At 75.9% G+C, this 23753-nt stretch carries 19 protein-coding genes; 12 read left to right on the top strand and 7 right to left on the bottom strand.

What is annotated here, in order from left to right:
- Positions 1-178: 178 nt before the first annotated feature.
- Positions 179-1498 carry an MFS transporter gene (locus tag ABC795_RS12150; protein WP_347057449.1) on the top strand — a complete coding sequence of 440 codons (1320 nt, stop codon included), beginning with the start codon at positions 179-181 and terminating at the stop codon, positions 1496-1498.
- A 26-nt stretch (positions 1499-1524) separates the two neighbouring features.
- On the top strand, positions 1525-2049 hold the full coding sequence (locus ABC795_RS12145) for a DUF4265 domain-containing protein (RefSeq protein WP_347057448.1): 525 nt from the start codon (positions 1525-1527) through the stop codon (positions 2047-2049).
- Positions 2050-2052: 3 nt separating this feature from the next.
- Here ABC795_RS12145 and ABC795_RS12140 read toward each other — a convergent pair whose 3' ends face one another.
- From ABC795_RS12140 to ABC795_RS12130, 3 genes are read right to left on the bottom strand one after another with little or no spacing between them, the layout of a single operon-like run.
- A complete protein-coding gene (locus ABC795_RS12140) occupies positions 2053-3687 on the bottom strand; it encodes a GMC family oxidoreductase N-terminal domain-containing protein (RefSeq protein ID WP_347057447.1) in 1635 nt (544 codons plus the stop codon).
- Positions 3684-5228, bottom strand: coding sequence for an aldehyde dehydrogenase family protein (locus ABC795_RS12135; RefSeq protein ID WP_347057446.1), 1545 nt, complete (start codon positions 5226-5228; stop codon positions 3684-3686). The genes ABC795_RS12140 and ABC795_RS12135 overlap by 4 nt, the downstream gene beginning before the upstream one ends.
- 57 nt (positions 5229-5285) lie before the next feature.
- Entirely contained in the window at positions 5286-5726 is a 441-nt protein-coding gene (locus ABC795_RS12130; protein WP_347057445.1) for an ATP-binding protein, read from the bottom strand.
- Between the two features lie 135 nt (positions 5727-5861).
- On the opposite strand from ABC795_RS12130, the gene ABC795_RS12125 reads away from it, so the two are divergent.
- A complete protein-coding gene (locus ABC795_RS12125) occupies positions 5862-8861 on the top strand; it encodes a hypothetical protein (protein ID WP_347057444.1) in 3000 nt (999 codons plus the stop codon).
- Between the two features lie 75 nt (positions 8862-8936).
- Here the strand turns inward: ABC795_RS12125 and ABC795_RS12120 are convergent, their stop codons facing one another.
- Complete coding sequence (locus tag ABC795_RS12120) at positions 8937-9284, bottom strand: hypothetical protein (protein WP_347057443.1); 348 nt, start codon at positions 9282-9284, stop codon at positions 8937-8939.
- 238 nt (positions 9285-9522) lie between these two features.
- On the opposite strand from ABC795_RS12120, the gene ABC795_RS12115 reads away from it, so the two are divergent.
- The 3 genes from ABC795_RS12115 (at position 9523) to fabG (ending at position 12119) form a co-directional block, all read left to right on the top strand.
- Positions 9523-9927: an STAS domain-containing protein gene (locus tag ABC795_RS12115; RefSeq protein ID WP_347057442.1), complete on the top strand. Its 405-nt coding sequence runs from the start codon at positions 9523-9525 to the stop codon at positions 9925-9927.
- A gap of 130 nt (positions 9928-10057) precedes the next feature.
- Positions 10058-11269, top strand: a complete 1212-nt coding sequence (locus ABC795_RS12110; protein ID WP_347057441.1) for an acetyl-CoA C-acetyltransferase — start codon at positions 10058-10060, stop codon at positions 11267-11269.
- 88 nt (positions 11270-11357) lie between these two features.
- On the top strand, positions 11358-12119 hold the full coding sequence (fabG, locus tag ABC795_RS12105) for a 3-oxoacyl-ACP reductase FabG (RefSeq protein WP_347057440.1): 762 nt from the start codon (positions 11358-11360) through the stop codon (positions 12117-12119).
- On the opposite strand, the gene ABC795_RS12100 is transcribed toward fabG, so the two are convergent.
- Both ABC795_RS12100 and ABC795_RS12095 read right to left on the bottom strand, forming a co-directional pair.
- Entirely contained in the window at positions 12116-12994 is an 879-nt protein-coding gene (locus tag ABC795_RS12100) for a DUF1206 domain-containing protein (RefSeq protein ID WP_347057439.1), read from the bottom strand. The two genes, fabG and ABC795_RS12100, sit on opposite strands and share 4 nt — an antisense overlap.
- A complete protein-coding gene (locus tag ABC795_RS12095; protein ID WP_347057438.1) occupies positions 12991-13839 on the bottom strand; it encodes a DUF1206 domain-containing protein in 849 nt (282 codons plus the stop codon). The genes ABC795_RS12100 and ABC795_RS12095 overlap by 4 nt, the downstream gene beginning before the upstream one ends.
- A 117-nt stretch (positions 13840-13956) precedes the next feature.
- Here ABC795_RS12095 and ABC795_RS12090 point away from each other — a divergent pair, with 117 nt between their 5' ends.
- The 3 genes from ABC795_RS12090 (at position 13957) to ABC795_RS12080 (ending at position 17570) form a co-directional block, all read left to right on the top strand.
- Positions 13957-14619, top strand: a complete 663-nt coding sequence (locus tag ABC795_RS12090; RefSeq protein ID WP_347057437.1) for a hypothetical protein — start codon at positions 13957-13959, stop codon at positions 14617-14619.
- Positions 14620-14692: 73 nt separating this feature from the next.
- A complete protein-coding gene (locus ABC795_RS12085; RefSeq protein ID WP_347057436.1) occupies positions 14693-16300 on the top strand; it encodes an SIR2 family protein in 1608 nt (535 codons plus the stop codon).
- Between the two features lie 40 nt (positions 16301-16340).
- The gene (locus tag ABC795_RS12080) at positions 16341-17570 is read left to right on the top strand and encodes a cytochrome P450 (protein ID WP_347057435.1); all 1230 of its coding nucleotides are present in this window, start codon (positions 16341-16343) and stop codon (positions 17568-17570) included.
- A gap of 83 nt (positions 17571-17653) precedes the next feature.
- Here the strand turns inward: ABC795_RS12080 and ABC795_RS12075 are convergent, their stop codons facing one another.
- Positions 17654-19975, bottom strand: a complete 2322-nt coding sequence (locus ABC795_RS12075) for a helicase (RefSeq protein WP_347057434.1) — start codon at positions 19973-19975, stop codon at positions 17654-17656.
- A gap of 165 nt (positions 19976-20140) precedes the next feature.
- Between ABC795_RS12075 and ABC795_RS12070 the strand changes: the two genes are divergently transcribed.
- The 3 genes from ABC795_RS12070 (at position 20141) to ABC795_RS12060 (ending at position 23727) form a co-directional block, all read left to right on the top strand.
- Entirely contained in the window at positions 20141-20266 is a 126-nt protein-coding gene (locus tag ABC795_RS12070; protein WP_347057433.1) for a hypothetical protein, read from the top strand.
- 385 nt (positions 20267-20651) lie between these two features.
- Positions 20652-21452 (top strand): alpha/beta hydrolase, encoded by an 801-nt coding sequence (locus ABC795_RS12065; RefSeq protein WP_347057432.1) that lies wholly within the window; start codon positions 20652-20654, stop codon positions 21450-21452.
- Between the two features lie 19 nt (positions 21453-21471).
- Positions 21472-23727 (top strand): SpoIIE family protein phosphatase, encoded by a 2256-nt coding sequence (locus ABC795_RS12060; RefSeq protein WP_347057431.1) that lies wholly within the window; start codon positions 21472-21474, stop codon positions 23725-23727.
- Positions 23728-23753: the final 26 nt, after the last annotated feature.

Here is a 23753-nt window from a genome sequence, read left to right as displayed (position 1 = left end):
CAGGTCACATCGGGTGAGCGACCGGCTCTCGGTCGGTGCGGCGGAAGGCGAGCGGCGCGCCCCGACGGCGCGTGCAGGTGCTGGCGCGTCGAGGCCGTGGTGCCGCTCGTCTGCGCGTGGGCGGATCGGCCGTCGGGCCGCTCGTCCGGTCGACGGCCGGTCAGCCATGCTGTCCGCCGTGATCGTCTCCGCCGCGCCGCGTGTGCGCCGCGTCCACCCGGCGTGGTGGGTGGCCGCCGTGACGTTCCTGGCGCTGGTCGGGGCCGCCGCCTTCCGTGCGGTGCCGGGCGTGCTCGTCGATCCCCTGCGGGCGGAGTTCGGGTGGTCGGTCTCCACCATCTCGGCCGCGGTCGCGGTCAACATGGCGCTGTACGGGCTGACCGCGCCCTTCGCGGCGGCCCTGATGGAGCGCTTCGGCATCCGCCGCGTCGTGATGGGCGCGCTGCTGGTGGTCGCGCTCGGCAGCGGCCTGTCCGTCTTCATGACGACGAGCTGGCAGTTGGTCCTGCTGTGGGGCGTCCTCGTCGGGCTGGGCAGCGGCTCGATGGCGCTGTCGCTGGTCGCCACCGTGACCGGCCGGTGGTTCGTGGCCCGGCGCGGTCTCGTCTCCGGCGTGCTGACCGCCGGCGGGGCGGCCGGGCAGCTGGTCTTCCTCCCGCTGGTGGCCTGGATCGACTCCTCCTGGGGCTGGCGGGCGGCCTCCCTCGGGACGACGGCGGCCGCGCTGGCGGTCCTCCCGCTGGTGGCCTGGCTGCTGCGCGACCGGCCCCGCGACCTCGACGTCGCCCCCTACGGCGGAACGGCGGCCGACGACCCCGAGCCGGTGCGGGCCGGAGCGGCGCGCGTCGCGCTGCGGGGCCTCGGCGAGGCGGCGCGCGCCCGGCCGTTCTGGCTGCTGGCGCTGGGCTTCTTCATCTGCGGCATGTCGACCAACGGGCTGGTGCAGCCGCACTTCATCCCCGCGGCCCACGACCACGGCATGCCGGTGACGACGGCGGCCGGGCTGCTCGCGGTCGTCGGGGTCTTCGACATCGCCGGGACCGTCTTCTCCGGCTGGCTCACCGACCGGGTCGACCCGCGGGTGCTGCTGCTGGCCTACTACGGGCTGCGCGGGTTCTCGCTGTTCCTGCTGCCGCCGCTGTTCGGGCCCGAGCTCCACGTCAGCATGGTCGCGTTCGTCGTCTTCTACGGGCTGGACTGGGTGGCCACCGTGCCGCCGACGCTGGCGCTGTGCCGAGAGCACTTCGGGGCCCGTGCCCCGGTCGTCTTCGGCTGGGTGTTCGCCTCCCACCAGATCGGTTCGGCGGTCGCCGCGTTCGGCGGCGGGGTGATCCGCGACGTCACCGGCTCCTACGACCTCGCGTGGTTCCTCGCCGGGGGGCTGTGCCTGCTGGCGGCGGCGGCGTCGATCTCGATCCGCCGGAACCCCTCGCCGCGACCGGGGACCAGCCTGCCCACCGCTCCGGAGGCAGCCGCGGCCGACGCCGCCCACGGCTGAGGGTGGTGCGTCCCTAGGCTGGGCCGGTGTCCACGAGCTACCTGGAGCACCCCGCCAGGGTCACGCGCCGGCGGAACGGCGCCGTCGAGGTGCACCCGGAGGCCGCGACCGCTCCGCAGACGGTGTGGGTGGCCGTCTATCCCGGCGGGGAGGGCGAGGCGGCCTGGGAGGGCCTGCGCGCGCACCCGTCGGGGGAGGGCCGTGCCGTCGTCGCCGCGGTGCCGGTGTTCGCCTACGACCTGAACCTCGGCGACGAGGTGGAGGTGGTGGCGACCGCCGAGGGCCCGCTGGTCGCGGTCCGCCCGCTGCGCGACGCCGGCCGGCACACCTACCGGGTGTGGTTTCCCGACTGGCCCGATCTGGCGCAGGACGAGCGCGTGCAGGAGCTGCAGGACGAGCTCCAGCGGTTCGGCTGCTGGTTCGACGTCTACTCGCCCCACCTCGTCGCGGTCTCGGCGGAGCCGGACGTCGCCCGGGCCGTCGCCGACCACCTCGACGCGCAGGAGCGCGCCGGCCGGTTCCTCTACGAGGTCGGTCGCAGCACCGCGTGAGCGTCAGCGGGCGGCGGTCAGCTGCGCGGCGGGGGTGCGGTCCAGGATCAGGTCGGCCGCGCGCTCGGCGATCATGATCGTCGGCGCGTTCGTGTTGCCCCGCACGAGCGTCGGCATGACCGAGGCGTCGACGACGCGCAGGCCCGCGACGCCGTGCAACCGCAGCTGCGGGTCGACCACGGCCTCCTCGTCGGTGCCCATCCGGCAGGAGGACACCGGGTGGTACAGCGACTCGAGGGTTGCCCTGACCGACCGGCGCAGCGCCTCGCGGCCGTGCACGGTGCCCCCCGGCGACCACTCGTCGGCGAGCACGTCGGCCAGCGGCGCGGCGCCGGCGATCTCCCGGGCCTTCTCGACGCCGGAGACCAGCGCGTCGAGGTCGCGGTCGTCGGTGAGGTAGCCGGCGTCGATGGCCGGCGCCCACGTGGGGTCGGCCGAGCGCAGCCGCACCGAGCCGCGCGAGTGCACGTGCACCAGCACGACGGCGGCGGTGAAGGCGTCGACGTCGGGGTCGACCTCCGCCTGCTTCCAGAACTTCACCGGCAGGAAGTGCATCTGCAGGTCGGGCTCGGGCAGGCCGGGGGCCGACCGGGTGAACAGCCCGGCCTCGGCCAGGTTGGAGGTCAGCGGCCCCCGGCGGGCGCCGAACCAGCGCGCGTAGCCCGACGGCGAGTCCCCGTGGGTCAGCGACCTCCCCGACCGCACGTTCCAGACGACCGGGACGAGGGGGTGGTCCTGCAGCCCGCCACCGACGCCCGGCAGGTCGTGGACGACGTCGACGCCGACCTCGCGCAGGTGGTCGGCCGGGCCGATGCCGGAGAGCAGCAGCAGCTGCGGGGAGTTCACCGCACCGCCGGAGAGGACGACCTCGCGCGCGGCCCGGACGGTGTGCAGCTTCCCGGCGCAGCGGAACTCCACCCCGGTGGCCCGGCCGCCCTGGACCAGCACCCGGGTGGTCAGCGCGCCGGTGCGGACGGTGAGGTTCGGCCGCTTCATCGCCGGGTGCAGGTACGCGTCGGCCGAGGACCAGCGGCGGCCGCGCTTCTGGGTCACCTGGTACCGGCCGACGCCCTCCTGGGCGGCGCCGTTGAAGTCGTCGTTGCGCGGGTAGCCGGTGGCCACGGCGGACTCGACGACGGCCGTCGTCCACTCGTGCGGGGAGCGGAGGTCCTCGACCCGCAGCGGACCGCCGGTCCCGTGCCACTCGTCCGCGCCGCGGGAGTTGTCCTCCATGCGCCTGAACAGCGGGAGCACCTGCTCGTAGGACCACGACGGATCGCCGGTCAGCCGGGCCCACTCGTCGTAGTCGGCGGCCGCCCCGCGGATGTAGATCATCGCGTTGATGGACGACGAGCCGCCGAGCAGCTTGCCGCGCGGCCAGAACAGCTTCCGGCCGCCGAGGCCCGGCTGCTCGTCGGTCGTGTAGTTCCAGTCGCGGCGGGTGCGCCAGATCTTGTACATCCCGGCCGGGATCTGCACCTCGAGCAGCTTGTCCGAGCCCCCGGCCTCCAGCAACAGCACCCGCAGTGACGGGTCCTCGCTGAGCCGGCCGGCCAGCGCGCACCCGGCCGAGCCCGCTCCCACGACGACGACGTCGTACTCGTCGCGCAGCTCGCGCACGCCCGTGCCTCCGCTCACCGGTGCCGTCCGTGGACCATGCCCATGACCCGGGCCAGGGCGTCGGCGGCGTTGGCCGGCCGGCCGAAGCTCATCAGGTTGACCGGCAGCGGTACGCGCCGGCGGGTGATCGCCTTGGCGCGGGTGAACTCCTTGAGCCCGTCCTCGCCGTGGATGCGGCCGAAGCCGGACTCGCCGACGCCGCCGAAGGGCAGCGCGGGCACCGAGGCGAAGGTGAGCACCGAGTTGATCGACGTCATGCCGCTGCGCATGCGGCGGGCGAGGTCCATGGCGCGGCCTCTGGACGTCGAGAAGACGGCGCCGGCCAGCCCGTAGCTGGTCGCGTTGGCCCGCTCGAGCGCCTCCTCGGCGTCGGCCACCTCCGTGATGGTCAGCGTCGGCCCGAAGGTCTCCTCGCGCACCGCCGCCGACGTCTCGGGGACGTCGAGCAGCACGGTGGGGGCGACGTAGCCCTCGCCGGGAGAGGCGTCGTCGTCGGTGCCGCCGGTGACCACCCGGGCGCCCGCCGCGGTCGCATCGGCCACGTGCCGCCGGACGACGTCGATCTGCGACGGCATGGTCATCGGGCCGTAGGTGGCCTCGTCGTCGGAGCCGGGGCGCAGCTTCTGCACCTGGGCGGTGACCTCGGCGACGAACCGGTCGTAGACCGCCGACGTGGCGTAGACCCGCTCGATGCCGATGCAGGTCTGCCCGCCGTTGCTCATCGCGCCCCAGACCGCGGCGTCGGCTGCGGCGGCCACGTCGGCGTCGTCGTCGACGATCATCGCGTCCTTGCCCCCGAGCTCCAGGAGGACCGGGGTCAGGGTCTCGGCGCAGGCGGCCATCACCTTCCGGCCGGTCGCCGCCGACCCGGTGAAGGCGATCTTGTCCACGGGCACGCGGCACAGCGCCGCGCCGGTGGCGCCGAGGCCGGTGACGACCTGGAAGGCGTCGGCGACGTCGGGAACGGCGGCCCGCCAGGCGACGGCCAGCCAGGCGCCGACGGCCGGGGTGAACTCCGAGGGCTTGAAGACGACGGCGTTGCCGGCGGCCAGCGCGTAGGCGATCGAGCCCATCGGCGTGAACACCGGGTAGTTCCACGGGCCGATGACCCCGACCACGCCCAGCGGCTGGTACTCGAGGTACGAGGCGTGGTCGGCGGCGAGCATGCCGGAGGGGACCTTGCGCGGCCCGAGGGTCGTGCGGGCGTGCTTCGCCGCCCAGGCGAGGTGGTCCACCGACAGCGAGATCTCGAGGATGGCGTCGGCGTGCGGCTTGCCGTTCTCCCGGTGGACCAGGTCGGCGAGCTCGTGCATGCGCCGGGCCAGATAGCCTCGGTAGGCCGTCAGCCGCTCCCTCCGGCCGCCGAAGCCGAGCGCGGCCCACTGCGCGGCGGCGGTCCGGGCCCGCGCGACGGTCTCGCCGACGGCGGCCTCGTCGTGCACGGGGAAGACGCCGACGACCGTACCGGTGGCCGGCGCCGTCGACTCGAAGGTCTCGGCGGTGGGATGCCGGTCCACCGCGGCGTCGGTGACCGTGTCCATCTGCTCGGCGAGCGACATGGGAACGCACGTTACCGGGGAGTCACAGACACCGGGCCGGGGGTCGCCCGGACGGGTTCAGGCGGTGCCGGCCCGGCCGTCGACGACGGCCCAGGCCGTCTTCGTGCCCGGATCGGCGAACCAGCCGTGCGCCACGGAGAGATCGGCGACGAGGTAGAGCCCGAACCCACCCAACCCCGGGTCGCGGCCCTGCGCCGGCGTCGGCGCGACGTCGGCCTTCGAGTCCCGGACGGCGATCAGCCACTCGTCGCCGGCGCGGCCGAGGACCGCCGCCACCGGGGCGCCGCCGTGGCGGAGCGCGTTGGAGGTGAGCTCGTCGGCGATCAGCACCAGGCGCTCGGACCAGTGGTCGCGCTCGGGGTGCAGCACCGCGGGCCGGCCGGTCATGGAGGCGCGCAGCCGGGCGCGCAGGCCGGCCAGCTCACCGAGGGAGCTCAGCTGCTGGCACCAGACCTCGGTGAAGGCGTGCGGCGGTCGCGCGGACTGCCAGAGCGCCACCACGACCGCCTCTCCCTGCCGGCACCGCTCGCCGGTCCGTCCCTGGGCGGCACCGTGCCCGTTCTCCGGCGGCTCGAACCCTCGCCTCACCCGGAAGGAGCGCCGGCCCCGGGGACGGGCCCTAAGGTCCGGCACATGGCCGACAGCACCGCCGGCGGCGATCCCTTCGGCACGGCCGACCTCCGCCGCCGGGTGCTCGACGCGTGGGCCGCGTCGCCGGCGCGCTTCCGGGAGGACGCCAACGCCGAGGAGGACCTGGTCCGCGGCGGCTATCGCGATCGGGTGCTCGTGGAGCTGGCGCAGAACGCCGCGGATGCCGCCGTGCGGGCCGGCCGGCCGGGGCGGCTGCGGCTGGAGCTGGCCGCCGGCACCCTGCGCGCGGCCAACACCGGTGCACCCCTGGACGCCGCCGGGGTGCTGGGCCTGGCCACGCTGCGGGCCTCGGCGAAGCGGGACGAGGCGGGCACGGTCGGCCGCTTCGGGGTCGGGTTCGCCGCCGTGCTGGCGGTGAGCGACGAGCCGGTGGTGGTGTCCCGGACCGGCGGTGTGCGCTTCAGCGCCGCGGGCACCCGCACCGAGGTGGACGCGCTGCGCCCCCTGGCCGGTGAGCTGGCCCGCCGGGACGGCGCGGTGCCCGTGCTGCGCCTGCCCTGGCCGGCGGGGGGCGAGCCGCCCGAGGGGTTCGACACCGAGGTGGTGCTGCCGCTGCGCCCGGGGGTGTGCGACGAGGTCGCCGCCGCGCTGCGCGACCTCTCGGCCGAGCTGCTGCTCGCCCTGCCCGGGCTGGGCGCGCTGGAGGTGCTCGTCGACGGGGTCCGCCGGGAGGTCACGCGCAGCGGAGCCCCGCCGGAGGTGCGGCTGACCGAGGACGGCGCCGTCACCTGCTGGGCGGTGGCGGAACGGTCGGGGACGCTGCCGGAGCACCTGCTGGCCGGCCGTCCCGTCGAGGAGCGCGACCGCCGGGCCTGGACGGTCACCTGCGCGGTGCCCGTGGACGACGCCGCGGACGGGTGCCCCGGCCGCCCGCTGCCGCTGCCCGGCCGCCAGGTGGTGCACGCCCCGACGCCCAGCGACGAGCCCCTCGCGCTGCCGCTGCGCCTCATCGCGCCGTTCCCGCTCGGCCCCGACCGCCGGCACGTGCTACCCGGTCCGGTCACCGACGTCCTGGTCGCGGCCGCCGCGGAGACCCTCGTCGACCTCGTCGGTCTGCTCCCCGCCGATCCGGCGCTCCTGGCGTTCGTCCCGCGGATCGGGTCGGCCGGCGCCGAGCTCGACGCCGCCCTGGCGACGGCGGTGCTCGGCCGGCTGCGGACGAGGGCGTGGCTGCCGGTCGCCGGGCAGCCGGAGCTGCGGCAGGTCCCGGCCCGGGCGGTCGTCCTCGACGACGCCGACGAGGCCCGGGTGGCCGCGCTGACCGGGGCGCTGCCGGGGCTGCTGCCGGCCGACTGGTCGCGCCGCGACGGCCGCGCCGCGCTCGTCGCGCTCGGGGTCGGCCGGGCGGGGCCGGCCGAGGTGGTCGAAGCGGTGCGCGGGCTGGACCGCCCGCCGGGCTGGTGGGCGGAGCTGTACGCCGCGTTCGCCGACGCCGACCGCGAGGCGCTCGCCGCCCTGCCGGTGCCGCTGGCCGACGGGCGGACCGCGCACGGTCCGGCCGGGGTCCTGCTGCCCGACCCCGGGCTCCCGGTGCAGCGCCTGGGTGCCCTGCCGCTGCGGCTGGCCGCTCCCGCGGCCGTGGCGCCACCCGCGGCGCGCCGGCTGCTGGAGCGGCTCGGCGCGCGTCCGGCGACGGCGGAGGCGGTGCTGGGCGACCCGGCGGTGCGGGCCGCGGTGGAGGAGTCGCTGGACGCCGCCGAGGACCGGGACGCCTTCGCTGCGGCCCCCGAGGAGTTGGCCGACGCGGTGCTCGCGCTGGCCGCCGCCGCGCCCGGGGCCGCCCGGGAGCTGCCGTGGCTGGCAGAGCTCGCCCTGCCCGACGCCGACGGCGGGTTCGCCGCGGCGGGTGAGCTGGTGCTGCCGGGGTCACCGCTGGCCGCCGTCCTCGAGGAGGGCGCGCTGGGCCTGCTCGACCCGGGGTTCGCGGCCGGCGCCGACGTCGACGCGCTGCGCGCCGTGGGCGTGCTGGACGGCTTCGCGCTGGTGCGCGGCGAGGACCCCGACGACCTCGACGTCGACGGCGCCGACGAGTGGGCCGACGCCGTCCTGGACCGGCTCCCATCCGGACCTCCGCCGGTCTGGCCGCCGCTGGTGGCCGTGCGGGATCTCGAGCTGGTGGCCGACTGGCCGGGAGCGCTGGCCCTGCTGGCCGCCGCGCCGGCCGAGGCGTGGGCCGACGTCGTCGTCGGCGGGGTGCCGGCGCCGGGCTACCTGCGGTGGTGGCTGCTGACCCATCCGGTGGTGGCGGGTCGGCGCCCCGGTCGGCTGGCGCACCCGGGCAGCGCGGAGCTGGCCGGGCTCTACGAGCCGGCGCCGCTGGCCGAGCCGCTGCTCGGGCTGCTGCGCCCGCCGGCGTCGCTGGACGACGTCCTCGCCGACCCCGACGCCGCCGTCGACCTGCTGTCCCGGCTCGGCGACCCGGCGCGCACCGTGCGACCCGGCGTGCTCGCCACCGTCTACGCGCGGCTCGCGGCCGTCCTGGACGGGCTGGACGTGGAGCCCCCGGCGCGCGTCCGGGTCGCGCCGGGACGGGTGGTCGCGCGGGGGGTGGTGCTGGACGCGCCGCACCTGATCCCGCTGCTGGACCTGCCGGTGGTGCCGGCCGGCGGCGCGCCGGGGCCGGTCGCCGACCTGCTGGACCTCCCGCTGGCCTCCGAGCTCGTGCGGGCGGAGGTCACGAGCGAACCGGTGCGGCGGCTCCGCTGGGCGGACGTGCCCGGCGCCGCGACGGCCGCCGCCCGGCTCGGCCGGAGCGGCCTCGACGGCGAGGTGGCCGTGCACGAGCCGCTGACCGTGGCCGGCCGACCGGTGGCGTGGTGGCCGGGGGAGGACGCCGACCACGTCGACGGCACACCTGGTGCCCTCGGCCGTGCGCTGGCCTGGCGCGCGGGCGCCTGGTCGGTGCGCCAGGCGCTCGCCGAGGCCTTCGCGCACCCCGACCGCGCCGACGACCTGGCGGCCGAGGACGCGGTCGGGGGCTGAGGAGCCGCGGTCGGTGCCGGCGCGGTGCGGACATGGCGGCCGGGGCGTAGCCGTGCGGGAAGGGCGGCCGCCGGATCAGCGGCCGGAGCGGTCAGTGCCCGTCGCGCCGGCGGCCTTCCGGGCCTTGCGGGCCTGGTGGGCCTCCCAGCGGGCCCGGTCCTTGGCGCGGGCGCCGGCGTTGCGCTCCCACTTCTCCTTGCGGCGCCGGGCCCGGGCCAGCTCGCGCTCCTCGAAGGTCGCGTGCGAGTCCCAGTTGCTGGCCGCGGCGACCACGCCCACCGCCGTGACCGCCGTGATGGCGACGGCCGCGGCGACGATCGGGTCCAGCAGCAGGAATGCGCCGACCGCGACGGCCGTGCCGACGACGACGGCGACCAGCACCAGCGGGGACGGACGTCGGGACGACGGGCGCGACTCGGTCACGCCCGCCAGTATCCGCCGGGGTCGAGGGGGCGACGGAGGAGGCTCGTCACATCCCCCACCCGTCCTCCGTCGCAGGTGGCGGCGGAGAGGGGGCCTGCCCGTGACCCTTGCGTACGGAGCCGCGGATCCCTACGGTCGGGCGAGCGGTTCAACCACAGCCGTGTTCTGCCAGTGCTGGTCGTCGTGTCGTTCGCGTGCGCAGGCCCACTGGTCCGGCACCCGCCCCGAGAGGCACCCCGTGACCGCATCCTCGCTCGACCCATCGACCACCCCGTCCGCCCCGGCGACGGCCGGCTTCGAGGTCCCCACGACCGCGCCGGTCTCCCTGGAGATCTCCGGCACCGCGTCCCTGCCGCGGCTGACCGCGGCCGGGGAGATCGACTGCACCTCCGCACCGCAGGTCCGCGCCGTCCTCGACCAGCTGGTCGACGCCGCGCCGCGGGAGGTCGTCGTCGACCTCACCGCCGTGACCTTCCTCGACTCCGCCGGGCTGTGCGCCCTGGCTGCCGCGCACCGGCGAGCGCTGGCCGCCGGTGGCCGCCTCCGCGTCCTGGCCGCCACCCGCGCGGTGATCCGGCCGCTGCAGATCACCGGGCTGTGGAACCTGCTCGGCGGCGAGCAGGTCGGCGCGACCGCCTCCTGAGCTCTCCGCGCCCAGGCGCGCCGGCGTCCCTCGGGGGGCCGGAGGCGCGGGACGCGCGTCCGGCGGGCAGACTCGGGGTGCTGCGCCGGCGCCGGCCGTGCGCCTGGAGCGGACGAACGAGGAGGACCACGTGCGAGATGCGGTCATCTGCGAGCCCCTGCGGACGCCGGTCGGCGGGTTCGGGGGCTCGCTGCGCGACGTCCCCGTCCAGGAGCTCGCGGCCACGGTGATCCGGGCGCTGATGGAGCGCACCGGTCTGCCGCCGGAGTCGGTGGACGACGTGCTGCTCGGCCACTGCTACCCGACCATGGACGCCCCGGCCCTCGGCCGGGTCGCCGCCCTCGACGCGGGCCTGCCGGTGACCGCGTCCGGGCTGCAGGTCGACCGGCGGTGCGGTTCGGGGCTCCAGGCGGTCATCTACGCGGCCATGCAGGTGCAGTCCGGTGCCTCCGACGTCGTCCTGGCCGGTGGCGCGGAGTCCATGAGCAACGCGCCCTTCTACTCGACCGCCATGCGCTGGGGCGTGAAGCCCGGGCCCGGCGTGCTGCTGGAGGACGGGCTGGCCCGCGGCCGGGTCACCGCCGGCGGGCAGAACCACCCGGTGCCCGGCGGCATGCTGGAGACGGCGGAGAACGTTCGTCGCGAGTACGCGATCGGCCGCCAGGAGCAGGACGAGTACGCCGTCCGCAGCCACCAGCGCGCCGCCGCCGCCACGGCCGAGGGCCGGTTCGCCGACGAGATCGTGCCGGTGACGGTCAAGCACCGGAAGGGCGAGACGGTCGTCGACCGCGACGAGCACATCCGGCCCGACTCGAACGTCGAGACGCTCGCCAAGCTGCGCCCGATCCTGGGCAAGAACGATCCCGACGCCACGGTCACCGCCGGCAACGCCTCCGGCCAGAACGACGGCGCCGCCGTCGCGATCGTCACCCACCCGGAGAAGGCCGCCGAGCTGGGTCTGCGCCCGCTGGCCCGCCTGGTGTCCTTCGGCGTGGGCGGCGTGCCGCCGAAGACCATGGGCATCGGCCCCGTCCCGGCGACGGCGAAGGCGCTCGCGCTCGCCGACGTCAAGCTCGCCGACGTCGACCTGATCGAGCTCAACGAGGCCTTCGCCAGCCAGGTGCTCGCCGTCGCCAAGGAGTGGGGCTTCACCGACTCCGACTGGGAGCGGACCAACGTGAACGGCTCGGGCATCTCGCTGGGCCACCCCGTCGGCGCGACCGGTGGCCGCATCCTCGCCACGCTGCTGCGCGAGATGGACCGCCGCGGAGCCCGTTACGGGCTGGAGACCATGTGCATCGGCGGCGGCCAGGGCCTCGCCGCGCTGTTCGAGCGGGTCTGAAGAAGGACCCCGTCCCACTCACCGCTCGCAGGCTCGCGGTGAGCCTCCGGACGGGGTCACCCGTCCCCTTCCATCCGAGGAGTTCTGCATGTCCGAGCCCACTGCACGCGTCGCGATCGTCACCGGGGCCGCCCGCGGCATCGGTGCCGCCACCGCCCAGCGGCTGGCCGCCGACGGCTTCGCCGTCGCCGTCCTCGATCTCAAGGAGGACGACGCCCGCGGCACCGTCGAGGCGATCGAGTCCGCCGGCGGCCACGCACTGGCCGTCGGGGCCGACGTCGGCGACGCCGAGCAGGTGCAGGCGGCCGTCGACCGGATCGCCGCGGAGCTGGGCCCGCCGGTGGTGCTGGTGAACAACGCCGGGGTCACCCGCGACAACATGCTGTTCAAGATGAGCGACGCCGACTGGGACATCGTCATGCACGTGCACCTGCGCGGCTCGTTCCTCATGACCCGCGCCGCCCAGAAGCACATGATCGACCAGAAGTGGGGCCGGATCGTCAACCTGTCCAGCACCTCGGCGCTGGGCAACCGGGGGCAGGCCAACTACGCCACCGCGAAGGCCGGTCTGCAGGGCTTCACCAAGACCCTCGCCATCGAGCTGGGCAAGTTCGGCGTCACGGCCAACTGCATCGCACCCGGGTTCATCGCCACCGACATGACGAAGGCGACCGCCGAGCGGATCGGCGAGGAGTGGGAGCCCTACGTGGCCAAGCGCGCGGCGGCGATCCCGGTCGCGCGTGCCGGCCAGCCGGAGGACATCGCGCACACCGTGTCGTTCTTCGTCAGCGAGGGCGCCGGGTTCGTCTCCGGCCAGGTCATCTACGTCGCCGGCGGCCCGAAGGCCTAGCTGGACGGGTCGCGGTCGGGATACCGCGCGCGGGCGAGGGCGTAGACCCCGAACGCGCCGAAACCGGCCGCGACCCCGGTCAGCAGCCACGGCCCGGCGCCCACCCCGGCGATCGCGGTCATCGCGCCGTTCAGGCCGGTGGCGGTGGAGACGTCGGAGGAGGTGGCCGCGCGCCACAGCAGGACGCCGACGAGCCCGAAGGCGATGCCCTTCGCCAGGTAGCCGATCCGTCCGAGCACCTCGATCACCGGCTCCCAGCGGTCGGGGGCCGCGGGCAGGTCGATGTCGCGCATGAAGCCGCCGGTGCAGCCCCGCACGAACGTGTAGATCCCGACGGCGACCACCCCGGCGGCGACGGCGCCGACGAGCAGCGCCCCGCCGGGGATCAGCAGCGTCTCCTCGGTGAGGTCGCGCAGCCGCTCGTCGGCCTCGTACTCCAGGCCGAGTGCGAACAGCAGCGCGGTGAGCCCCAGGAACCCGTACACGGCGCCCTTGGCCAGGCACTTGGCGCAGACGACGGCGGTGTGCACCCGGTGGGCGGGGTCCAGCAGCCCGTGCCACCACAGCAGCACCTCCGCGGCCTGCCAGACGGCCAGCGAGAGCATGCCGAGGCCGATCGCGACCAGTAGCAGCCGCCCGCCGGGGCCCCCGGCGACGGTGAGCAGCGCGCCGGTCTGGTCGGCGTCGGCTCCCCGCAGGCCCATCGCCATGCGCAGCGCCAGCACGCCGATGAGCAGGTGCATCACCCCGTAGGCGAGAAGGCCGGCGCGGGCGAGGTGGGTGAGCACCGGGGAGTCGGTGACCCGGCGGATGCGGTCGACGAGGTCGTGCAGCCGGTGTGCCAGGGACCGGGCCGAGGGTGCCGGCGGGCTCACGTGCGCTCGGGGTACCGGGCGCGGACGAAGCAGTAGGCACCGAAGGCGGCGATGCCCACGGCGATGAGCGTCAGCAGCACCGGCCCGGCGGGCGCGGTGAGGACGGTGTGCAGGGCGCCGTCCAGACCGGAGGCCTTGGCGGGGTCGAAGGTCACCGCCGCCCAGACCAGCAGACCGCCGACGAGACCCAGGGCGACGCCCTTGCCGGGGAAGCCCGCCTGCCCCAGCCGGGTGACCAGGCGGGTGGCCGTGGCGGAGCAGCCGCTGAGGTCGATCTCCCTGAGGAAGCGCTTCGTGACGCCCTTCCAGACGTGGTAGGCGCCGACGCCGACGACGACCAGCCCGGCGGCTCCGACCAGCCAGCGGCCGGCGGGCCAGCCGAAGACGCCGGCGGCGGCCTGCTGCTGGGAACCGCCGCCGGACTGCCCGCCCCCGGTGGCGTACCGGATCGCCAGCACCGCCAGCGCGATGTAGACGACCGCCTTGGCCACCGACTTGGCCGTCTTCTCCAGGGCCTTGGTCCGGGTCTTCCCGGACGCCGACCAGCCGTGTCGCCACCGCAGGACCTCGGCCGCCTGCCAGACGGCCAGGGCGAGCAACCCGACGGCGAGCACCCACAGCAGCGGGGTGCCCAGCGGCTGCCCGGCCAGCGTCGCCAGGGCCCCCGACTGGTCGGCCTGGCCCTGGCCGCTGCCCCACGCGAGCTGCAGCGCCAGCCAGGCGATGAGCAGGTGCACCAGCCCGTAGGCGATCAACCCGACCCGGGCCAGCTGCTCGAGCCCGTCGCTGTTCCCGGCCCGTCCTGCCGCACCCGCGGCCGACCGGGCGCTGCCCTGCACGCTCATCTCCGGTGCCTTCCTGAGCTCGGTCCTGGCCGCGTGGGGCGCGGAGATGATCAGCGTGGCACGACCTCCGGTCCGGTGCCTCCCCGAGCGGTGGCGCGGGTGAGGGACACTGGCTCCGTGGCGAACGGAACCGGAATCCTCTCGGCCGGCACGGTGGGCATGGCGACCCCCGAGGTGGCGCGGCGGACGTGGCCGCGGTGGCTGGCCCTGGGCATCGGGATGGTCGCCGTCGCGGTCCTCGCGGTGGCGTGGGAGGCGGCCGGTGCCCGCCTGCTGCTCGGTGCGCTCGGGCTCTTCCTCGCCGTGCGCGGAGCCGTTCTGCTGCGCGGTGCGCGTTCGGGGGCGGTGGACGGCGAGCTCGCCGGCCGGGCCCGGTCGCTGGGCACGGGAGCCGTCGCGGTGGGTGCCGCCGGGCTGGGAGTGGCGGCCGCCTCGGCGTCGCTGGCGGCGACGGTGCTGCTCGTGGGCGTTCCGGTGCTGCTGCTGGCCACCGCGGCGGGGCTGCTGGTCCGCGGGGGCACCGCCCGGCGCGGCGGCCTGGCGCTGCTCCTCTGGTCGGTGCTGGTCACCGGGCTGCTGGTGGTCACCGGCCTCGCGCAGGACTGGGCCCGTGCCGCCGGCGTGGCGACGGTGGTGGCCGCCCTGGCCGTCGCCGTCCTCGGCGTCCCGCTGCTCATCGGCGCGGTGAACCTGCGCGCGGTCGCCACCGCTCCCGCCCCGGCGCCGGTGCGCTCGGGCTGTGGCGGCTGCGCCTGCGGCGCCGGCGGCTGCGGTTCCTGACCCCGCCGCCGGCGAACCGCCCGCCGGTCGGCGCATCGCGCATGTCCGCGGAGCCCTGGGTAAGGGGCAGCGCGTGAGCGGACACGTCTTCGTCGTCGGCGCCGACCTCACGCGGATGTCCTGCGACGACGTCCTGGTGCCCACCGACCGTTCCCTGCGGGTGGCCCGCAGCTGGGCCCCGCTCTTCCCCGACGAGCTGATCACCGACCGGCAGGCCGAGGGCGACTGCATCGGCATGTCGTGGTCCGGCGACGAGCGGGTGCTGGAGGTTCCCGGGAGCGATTCCCGCCGGGCCTGGCTGGTCGACACCGTCGACGACGGTGGGCGCGGGCTGCCCTGGCTGCTCGACGGCGCCCGGGAGGCCCTGGCGGCCGTGGCCCGGCGCGAGGTGCCCGAGCCCGCGCACGGGCGGGCGCGGCGGCTGGTCGGGCTGCCGGCCCTGGGCACCGGCTGGGGCGGTGCCGCCGGTCAGCGCGGGGCGCTGCTGCAGCAGCTCCTGCCGGTGTTGCGGGAGGCCGCCGAGGAGCACGGGTTCGACGTCGCGCTGGTGCTGCGCGGGCCGAGCGACCTGGCCGCCGCCCAGCGGGTGCGCCGCGGGGAGGAGGGCGGCTGGAACCTGCCCGGGAACCTGCGGGAGCTGGCCGAGGACCTGGGGGAGCGGGCGCGGCGTGGCCAGCTGGCGCTGTTCATCGGCGCCGGCGTGGGCGCGGCGGCGGGGCTGCCGACCTGGCCGCAGCTGGTCGACGAGCTGGCCACCCGCTCGGGGCTGGACGACGGCCTGCGCGAGGGGCTGGCCCGGCTGCCGCCGCAGGACTCCGCCGCGCTGCTGTCCCGCGAGCTGGGGCCGGAGGAGATGGCGGCGTTCGTCGCCGAGCGCTTCGGGCCGGGCTCGTACGCGCTGGCGCACGCGCTGATCGCCGGCCTTCCGGTGCAGGAGTTCGTGACCACCAACTACGACCCGCTGGTCGAGCTGGCCGCCACGGACATCGGCCGGGAGGTGACGGTGCTGCCGTACGAGGAGGCCCGCCCCGGAGCGCCCTGGCTGCTGAAGCTGCACGGCGACGCCGCGCACCCGGAGAGCGTCGTGCTGACCCGCGAGGAGTACCTGCAGTTCGGCAACCAGGGCGCGGCGCTGGCCGGGGTGCTGCACTCGCTGCTGCTCACCCGGCACGTGCTCTTCGTGGGCACCTCGATGCTCGACGACGACCTCATCCGGATCGCCCACCAGGTGCGCACCGCGCTGAAGACCCAGGGATCGGGCACCGCCCGGCGCACCGGCACGGTGCTGGCGCTGCGGGAGGACGTGGCCCGCGCCCGGCTGTGGGAGCAGGACGTCGAGACGGTGGCGATGTGCCCCGCCGACGGCGAGCCGGCGGAGGCCGCGCGGCGGCTGGAGGTGCTGCTGGACCTCATCGGCTGCCTGTCCACGCCGCCCACCGGCTACCTGTTGGACCCGGCCTACCGGGGTCTGCTCAACGACGAGGAGCAGGCGCTCGCCGGCACGCTGCGGTGCGTCGCGGAGGCGCTCCCGGAGGACGCGTCGTCCACGGCCGCGCTCGAGGTCGCCGGCCTGCTGCGCCGGCTGGGCCACGGCAGCTCCGCGGCCGACGGCGAGGCCCCGCCGCCGGACATCGCCACCCGACCCCGCGACGAACGGGTGCAGGAGCAGCGGCCGGGCTGAGCACGGTTGCCCGGGGCGCCCGCTGGGCAGGCAGACGCGCATGCCTCGACTCGAGAACGGCCTGAAGCTGCTCGCGAAGGGTTACGCGTGGCTCCCCGACGAGCGGCGGCGCGCGGGGAATCGCACGGTCGCCACCCGGCTCGGCGGGATGCCGGCCTACGGCATCCAGGGTCCCGACGCCGCGCGGTTCCTCTACGACGAGGACCACGTGCGCCGGTCGCACGCCATCCCCGAGCCGGTGCAGGGCACGTTGTTCGGCAAGGGGGCGGTGCACAACCTGGACGGCGAGATGCACCGGGTCCGCAAGGCGATGTTCGTCGCGCTGCTCATGCGGGAGGACGGCATCGCCTCCCTGGTGAAGCAGGCGACCGCGGCCTGGGAGGACGCGGCCCGCGCGTGGTCGCACCGGCCGCGGATCGTCGTCCTCGACGAGGCGAGCCGGGTGATCGCCGGCTCGGTGACCCGGTGGGCGGGGATCCCGGTGCGCGACGACGAGGTGGCCGGCCTGGCCCGCGACCTCGTCGCGATGGTCGACGGGTTCGCCACCGGCGGGCCGCGGCACGTCCGCGCCCGCCGGGCACGCGGCCGCCGGGAGAAGTGGCTGGCCCAGCTGGTCTGCGACGTGCGCAGCGGCCAGGCCGTCGTCGCGGAGGGCTCGGCGGTCGACGTCGTGTCGCGGCACCGGGACGCCGACGGCACGCAGCTGCCGCCGCACGTGGCCGCCGTGGAGCTGCTGAACGTCATCCGGCCGACGACGGCGGTCGCCTGGTTCCTGGCCTTCTCCGGGCACGCGCTCGTGCGCTGGCCGGAGCACCGCGAGCGGCTGGCGAGCGGGGACCCGGCTTTCGCGGAGGCGTGGGCGCACGAGGTGCGCCGGTTCTACCCGTTCGCGCCGTTCATCGGCGGCCGGGCACCGCACGAGGTGGAGTTCGACGGGCTGACGATCCCGGCGAACGCCATGGTGCTGCTCGACCTCTACGGGCAGAACCACGACCCCGAGCTGTGGGGCGACCCGTACGCCTTCCGCCCGGAGCGGTTCCTCGGCCGGGACATCGGCGCCTTCGAGCTGGTGCCCCAGGGCGGTGGCGACCCGCGCACCGGACACCGCTGCCCGGGGGAGCAGATCACCGTCGCGCTGCTGGCGGCGCTCGCGGGAAAGCTGGCCCGGCTCGACTACGAGGTGCCCGAGCAGGACCTCACCATCGCGCTGCATCGCATCCCGGCCCGGCCGGCCAGCGGCGTCGTGCTGACCGTCCGCGGCGGGTCCTGACCCCGTTCCGAGCGCAGTCGGACTCTGCTCACTCCTGTAAGCAGAGTCCGACGTCCCGGAGAACAACCACCTGACCGGCCGGGTCAGCGCGGGTCGAGCCCCTTGAGCTCCCGGGGCAGCTCGCCGGGGTGGACGACCCCGAGCCGCTGGGTGGCCCGGGTGAGGGCCACGTACAGGTCGTTGTGCCCGCGGACCCCCTCGGCGAGGATCCCGGCGGGGTCGGCGACGAGCACCGAGTCGAACTCCAGGCCCTTGCTGCCTTCCGGGGTGAGCACCACGGGCCCGGCGGTCAGGTCGCCGTCGGCCGAGGCCGAGGGGACGGCAGCCCGCACGGCTTCGGTGACCGCGTCGAGCCGGCTGCGGGGGACGACGACGGCGAGGGTGCCCTCCGCGGCGTCGAGCTCGGCGGCCGCGCCGGCGACCGCGGCGACCAGCTTCTCCTCGGCCACCTGGCGGGCCCAGGGCCGCTCGCCGGTCGTGCGCACCGACCGGGCCGCCGACGCAGCCGCCCCGCCCGCGGCGAGGACCTCCGCGGCGACGTCCATGATCTCCGCGGGCGTGCGGTAGTTGACGGTCAGCTCCGCCATGCGCCAGCCGCGCATGTCCCGTGGGCCGGGCGCCGGCTCGAGCACCTCCGCCCAGCTGGAGGCGCCGGCGGCCGAGCCGGTCTGCGCCACGTCGCCGACCAGCGTCATCGACCGGGTGGGGCAGCGGCGCAGCAGCACCCGCCAGGCCATGGCGGAGAGCTCCTGCGCCTCGTCGACGATCACGTGCCCGTAGGTCCAGGTGCGGTCGGCCGCGGCCCGCTGGGCCGTCGACCGGCTGTCCCGCTCCTCCTGCCGTTCCGCCAAACCCTCCGCGTCGAGCAGGTCGCCGGCGGAGAGCTCCTCGGACTCGTCCTCGGTCTCCCAGTCGGTGGAGCGGGAGCCGTGCAGCAGGTCGAGGGTCTCCTGCGCGTCCCGCAGCCGGCGCTGCCGCTCCCGGCGGGCGGCGGTGCGGTCGGCGCTGTCGTCGACGCCGAGCAGCTCGTCGGCCTCCTCCAGCAGCGGGACGTCGGCCGGGGTCCACGGGGCCGACGGCGGCCGGAGCAGCAGCGCCCGGTCGGCGTCGGACCACCCTCGGGTGGCCGTCTCCAGCCGCTGGCGCGAGGAGAACAGGTCGCGCAGCAGCCGCTCGGCGGTGAGCCGGGGCCACAGCCGGTCGATCAGCGAGTGGACGGCGGGCTCGGCGGCCACCTCCCGGCGGAGCGCGGCGACGTCGCCCTCCTCGAGCAGGTTGCCGCCGCCCAGCACGTTCTCGCCGAGCTTGTCGGCGTACTTGCGGGCGATCAGGTCGATCACCGCGTGCGCGAACGCCGGCCGGGCCTCGTTGTGCAGCCGGGAGGCGGCCCGGGCGCGGCTGCGGGCGCGGGCGGCGTCGGCCTTGGTGAAGCGCAGCGGCGTCCCGTCGATCGTCAGTGCCGCCGGCCTGTCGAGCACGGCCTGCCGGTCGCGCACCGCGGCGGTGACGACCTGCACCATCGCCAGCCGGCCCTTGACCACGGCCACCTCCGGGCGCTCGGCGGCGTGCGCCTGCAGTCCGGGCCGCAGCCCGCCGAGGTCGGTGAGCACCACGCCTGTCTCGCCGAGGGAGGGCAGCACGTCGGCGATGTAGGTGAGGAAGGTGGGGGAGGGGCCGACGATCAGCAGGCCGCTGCGGGCCAGCCGCTCCCGGTGGGTGTAGAGCAGGTACGCGGCGCGGTGCAGGGCGACGGCCGTCTTGCCGGTGCCGGGACCGCCCTGCACGACGAGGACCCCGCGGTGGTCGGCGCGGATGATCCGGTCCTGCTCGGCCTGGATGGTGCGGACGATGTCGTTCATCCGGCCGGTGCGGGTGGCGTTGAGCGCCGCCAGCAGCACCGACTCACCGGCCAGCCCGGAGCGCTGGACGAGGTCGGGATCGGTGAGGTCGAGGGTCTCGTCGGTCAGGCTCACGACCGTGCGGCCGCGGGTGCGGATGTGCCGGCGGCGCCGGACGCCGAGGTCGTGCAGCGGCGTCGCGGTGTAGAACGGTTGGGCCGCCGGGGCGCGCCAGTCGACCAGCAGCGGCTCCTCGCGGCCGTCGTCGGCGTTCAGCCCGATCCGGCCGATGTAGCGCGCCACCTCGCTGTCGTGCCGGTCGAGCCGGCCGAAGCACAGCCCGCTGTCGGCGGCGTCGAGGGCGACGATCCGCTGGGAGTGCAGCTCGACCGCCGCCTCCCGCTCACCGATCGCCTGCGGGTTGTGCGGCACCGTGGCCAGCGCCTCCTCGAGGCGGGTGACCGTGCGCGCCCGCACCTCGTCGAGCCGCTGGTGCAGGCCGGTGACGTAGATCTGCTCCGCCGCGAGTTCGGCGTCCTGCGTCGGCGCCTGTCGAGCTGTCGTCAATGCCCATCGCTTCCGTCGTGAGTTCCGGCGGACAACTATCGTCCGCGCGGCTTCCGGGGGCACGGCAGGCGGGCTGTGAGCCTCCGCCCAAAGTCAACGCCGCCGTCATCTCGCGGACATTCCGGCTGCCTACCGTCGGGGACACACACTCCGGAGGGGGCGGCCATGAGCACGGCGACGAAGGACCGGACCACGACGAAGGAGCAGACCACCTGGGTCTGCGACAACTGCCACGGGCAGGCGGTCACCCCGCGCAAGCGCTGCCGCGAGTGCGGCACGTCCCGCTACTGACCGTCGGCCGCCGAGCCGCCGGAGGAGCAGCCCGGGGGCGGTCGTCCAGGCGGCGACGGCGGGACGGTCGGCTTCGGGCGGCGCTCCGATCAGGGCGCACTCGCCGTCGGGCGCCCACGTGACGACGTCGGCGAGGGTGCGCAGCTCCCAGCGCGCCAGTGGGTGCAGCACGCGCTGGTAGGTGGCCGCCCGGCCGGGGCGCCGTGACGGCGACGGAGCCCCCGGCCGGGAGCCGGCGCGACGGGACGGGGACAACGGGGAACGGACGGCGGCCGCGGCGGGGAACGCCGACGGGGACGCGCGCCGGACCGTTTTCTGCGCCAAGCGGTTCCGCACGGCGCGGGGGCCGGCGACACCGGGCGCTCGTTCGGCTACGGTCGGCTGGGTGGGCAGCGTTGTGGCACGCAACCGGGTAAGCCTCAGTGGGCCGCCGGCAGGGCGGCCGATCGTCTTCGCCCACGGTTTCGGCTGCGACCAGACGATGTGGCGCCTGGTCGCCCCGGACTTCGCCGTCGACCACCGGGTGGTGCTGTTCGACCACGTCGGTTCCGGGCAGTCGGACCTGTCCGCCTACGACCCCGAGAAGTACAACTCGTTGGAGGGGTACGCGGCCGACGTCGTCGAGATCTGCCGCGAGCTCGAACTCTCCGACGTCGTCTTCGTGGGGCACTCGGTCAGCGCGATGATCGGGGTGCTGGCCTACCACCGGGCGCCCGAGCTGTTCGGCGCACTGGTGATGGTGGGCCCGAGCCCGCGGTACATCGACGAGGGGGACTACGTCGGCGGGTTCAGCCGCAGCGACATCGTGGGCCTGCTGGAAGCGCTGGACAGCAACCACCTGGGCTGGTCGACGCAGATGGCGCCGGTGATCATGGGCAACCCGGAGCGACCGGAGCTGGCCGAGGAGCTGACGAACAGCTTCTGCCGGACCGCGCCGCACATCGCGCGGCAGTTCGCGCGGGTCACCTTCCTGTCGGACAACCGCGCCGACCTCTGCGGCATCGACGTCCCCACGCTGGTGCTCCAGTGCAGCGCCGACGCGATCGCGCCCGACGTGGTCGGCGAGTTCGTGCACCGCGCGATCGCCGGCAGCGTGCTGGTGCGCCTGCGGGCCACCGGCCACGTGCCCCAGCTGTCCGCGCCGGAGGAGACGACGGCCGCCATCCGTGCGTTCCTGACGCCGTGACCGCCGGGGACGGTGGGGCATGACCGGCCCCGAGGACGCGCGCGACCCGGCGAGCCGGCTGAACCGCCTGCTCGACGAGGACCCGGCCGACCTCTACGAGAACGCGCCGATGGGCTACCTGTCCACGCTGCCCGACGGCCGCATCGTGAAGGCCAACCGGACGTTCTGCGCCTGGACCGGGCGGCTGCCGCAAGACCTGCTCGGCAGCCGGATCCACGACCTGCTCACCGTCGGCGGGCGGGTGTTCTACGAGACGCACCTGGTTCCGCTGCTGCGCATGCAGGGCGCGGTGCGCGAGATCGCGATGGACATCACCCGGATCGACGGGTCCCTGCTGCCGTGCCTGCTCAACGCCGTCGAGGTGCGGGACGACGACGGGGCACCGCTGCTGGTGCGGGCGACGCTGTTCGAGGCGACCGCGCGGCGCCGGTACGAGCGCGAGCTGCTGGCGGCGCAGCGGCTGGCCGAGGAGTCGGAGACCCGGTCCCGGGTGGTGCAGAAGGTGGTGTTCGACCTGGCGGCCGCGATGACCCCCGAGGACGTCGCGACGGTGATCGTGCAGCGCGGCCGGGCGGCGATGCGGGCCGCCGGTGCGGCGCTGGTCATGGTCGACGGCGAGGCCGACGACCCGCGGGAGCTGCCCGCGCTGCGTCCGGTGCGGGCCGAGGGCCTGTCGCTGGAGCTGCTGCGGCGGCTGCGCGAGGCGGCCGGCAGCCGGCTGGCGCTGGAGCTGGCCCAGGGGCTGCGCTCGATCGTGCTCGACCCCCGGCTGCGGGCCGACCAACCGGAGCTGGCGGCGGCGATGGCGGCCGACGGGCTGACCGACCTGGTGGTCGTGCCGGTGTCGGCGGACTCCAAGCGGCTGGGTGTGCTGGTGCTGGCGCGGGGCGTGCCGGGCCGCGGCGACCTGATCAGCCTGGAGGAGCCCGGGCAGCACCAGCCGCTGACCCCGGCCGAGGTCGACCTGCTGTGGACGCTGGGCCGGCAGGCCGGCCAGGCGCTGGAGCGGGTGAGGCTGTACGAGCAGACCCGTTCGCAGGGGGAACGGTCGGCGTTCCTGCTCGAGGCGTCCCGGCTCATGGCCGACGCGGCGGACGTCACCGAGACCGTCGAACGGCTGGCCGGGCTGGTGGTGTCCGGGCTGGCCGACGTCTGCGTGATCGACCTGGTGACCGAGCACGGCATGGCCCGCCCCGTCGCGCGGCACCGCGACCCTTCCCGCCAGCCGCTGCTCGACCGGGTGCGGGAGGGCCAGGTCCCGGCGCGCTCCCCGATGCACCCGGCGGCCCGGGCGCTGCGCGAGGGCCGGACGCAGTGGGTGCGCGACGTCGCGGAGGCCCGGGACCTGTTCGAGGCGGTGCCCGCCGACGGCAGGGACCGGGACGTCGCGCGGCAGCTGGAGATCATCGGGTTGGTCAGCGTGCCGATGGTCGTCGAGGGGCGCCGGCTGGGCGTGGTGACGTTCGCCGGTGACCGGCACCGGAAGCCGTTCACCGCCGCGGACGTGGACGTCGCCGAGCAGCTCGCGCTGCAGCTCGCCCAGGTGGTCGACAAGGCCCAGCGGTTCGAGTTCGAGGAGCGGACGTCCCACACGCTGCAGGCCAGCCTGCTGCCGCCGTCGCCGCCGCGGCTGCCGTCGCTGTCGACGGCGGTGCGCTACGTCGCGGCGACCCAGGGCGTCGACGTCGGCGGTGACTTCTACGACGTCCTCCGGCTGCCCGGCGACCGGGTCGGTCTGGTCGTGGGCGACGTCGTCGGCCACGACATCACCGCCGCCGCGACGATGGGGCAGCTGCGCAGCGTGATCCGGGCGATGTCGGCCGACCGCCCCTCGCCCGCCGTGCTGATCGACCGGCTGCAGCACAACTGGGAGCTGTTCGAGCTGCAGCGGATGGCGACGACGCTGTTCGCGACGCTGGACCCGGCCACCGGTGAGCTGCGGATCGCCTCGGCCGGGCACCTCCCGCCGCTGCTGTGCACGGCGGGCACCGCGGAGTACCTGCCGGTGCGGCCGACCCGCATGCTGGGCGCGCCGCCCGCACCGGCGCAGGAGTGGAGCGGCGTGCTGCCCGTGGGCGCGACGCTGCTGCTGTTCACCGACGGGCTGGTGGAGAGCCGCGGCGCCGACATCGACGCGGGGCTGGAACGGCTGAGGGACGTGGCGGCGCGGGCCTGCACGGCGGATCCGGAGGGGCTGTGCGACCGGCTGCTCGCCGAGTTGACCGGGGTGCACCGGGCCGACGACATCGCGATGCTGGCGCTGACGCGCGTCTGACGCAGCGACCGCTTCCGGCCGCTGCC

It is taken from the genome of Blastococcus sp. HT6-30 (genome assembly GCF_039729015.1).
Lineage (GTDB): Bacteria > Actinomycetota > Actinomycetes > Mycobacteriales > Geodermatophilaceae > Blastococcus.
The sequence above is the reverse complement of the archived record's forward strand: the minus strand, read 5'-3'. Positions and strand labels throughout refer to the sequence as shown.

What these genes read in the sequence shown, in the direction of transcription:
- ABC795_RS12135 (WP_347057446.1), bottom strand. Translation starts at nt 5,228, where the DNA reads ATGTCGCTCGCCGAGCAGATGGACACGGTCACCGACGCCGCGGTGGAC.
- ABC795_RS12125 (WP_347057444.1), top strand. Translation starts at nt 5,862, where the DNA reads ATGGCCGACAGCACCGCCGGCGGCGATCCCTTCGGCACGGCCGACCTC.
- fabG (WP_347057440.1), top strand. Translation starts at nt 11,358, where the DNA reads ATGTCCGAGCCCACTGCACGCGTCGCGATCGTCACCGGGGCCGCCCGC.
- ABC795_RS12095 (WP_347057438.1), bottom strand. Translation starts at nt 13,839, where the DNA reads ATGAGCGTGCAGGGCAGCGCCCGGTCGGCCGCGGGTGCGGCAGGACGG.
- ABC795_RS12080 (WP_347057435.1), top strand. Translation starts at nt 16,341, where the DNA reads ATGCCTCGACTCGAGAACGGCCTGAAGCTGCTCGCGAAGGGTTACGCG.
- ABC795_RS12070 (WP_347057433.1), top strand. Translation starts at nt 20,141, where the DNA reads ATGAGCACGGCGACGAAGGACCGGACCACGACGAAGGAGCAGACCACC.
- ABC795_RS12060 (WP_347057431.1), top strand. Translation starts at nt 21,472, where the DNA reads ATGACCGGCCCCGAGGACGCGCGCGACCCGGCGAGCCGGCTGAACCGC.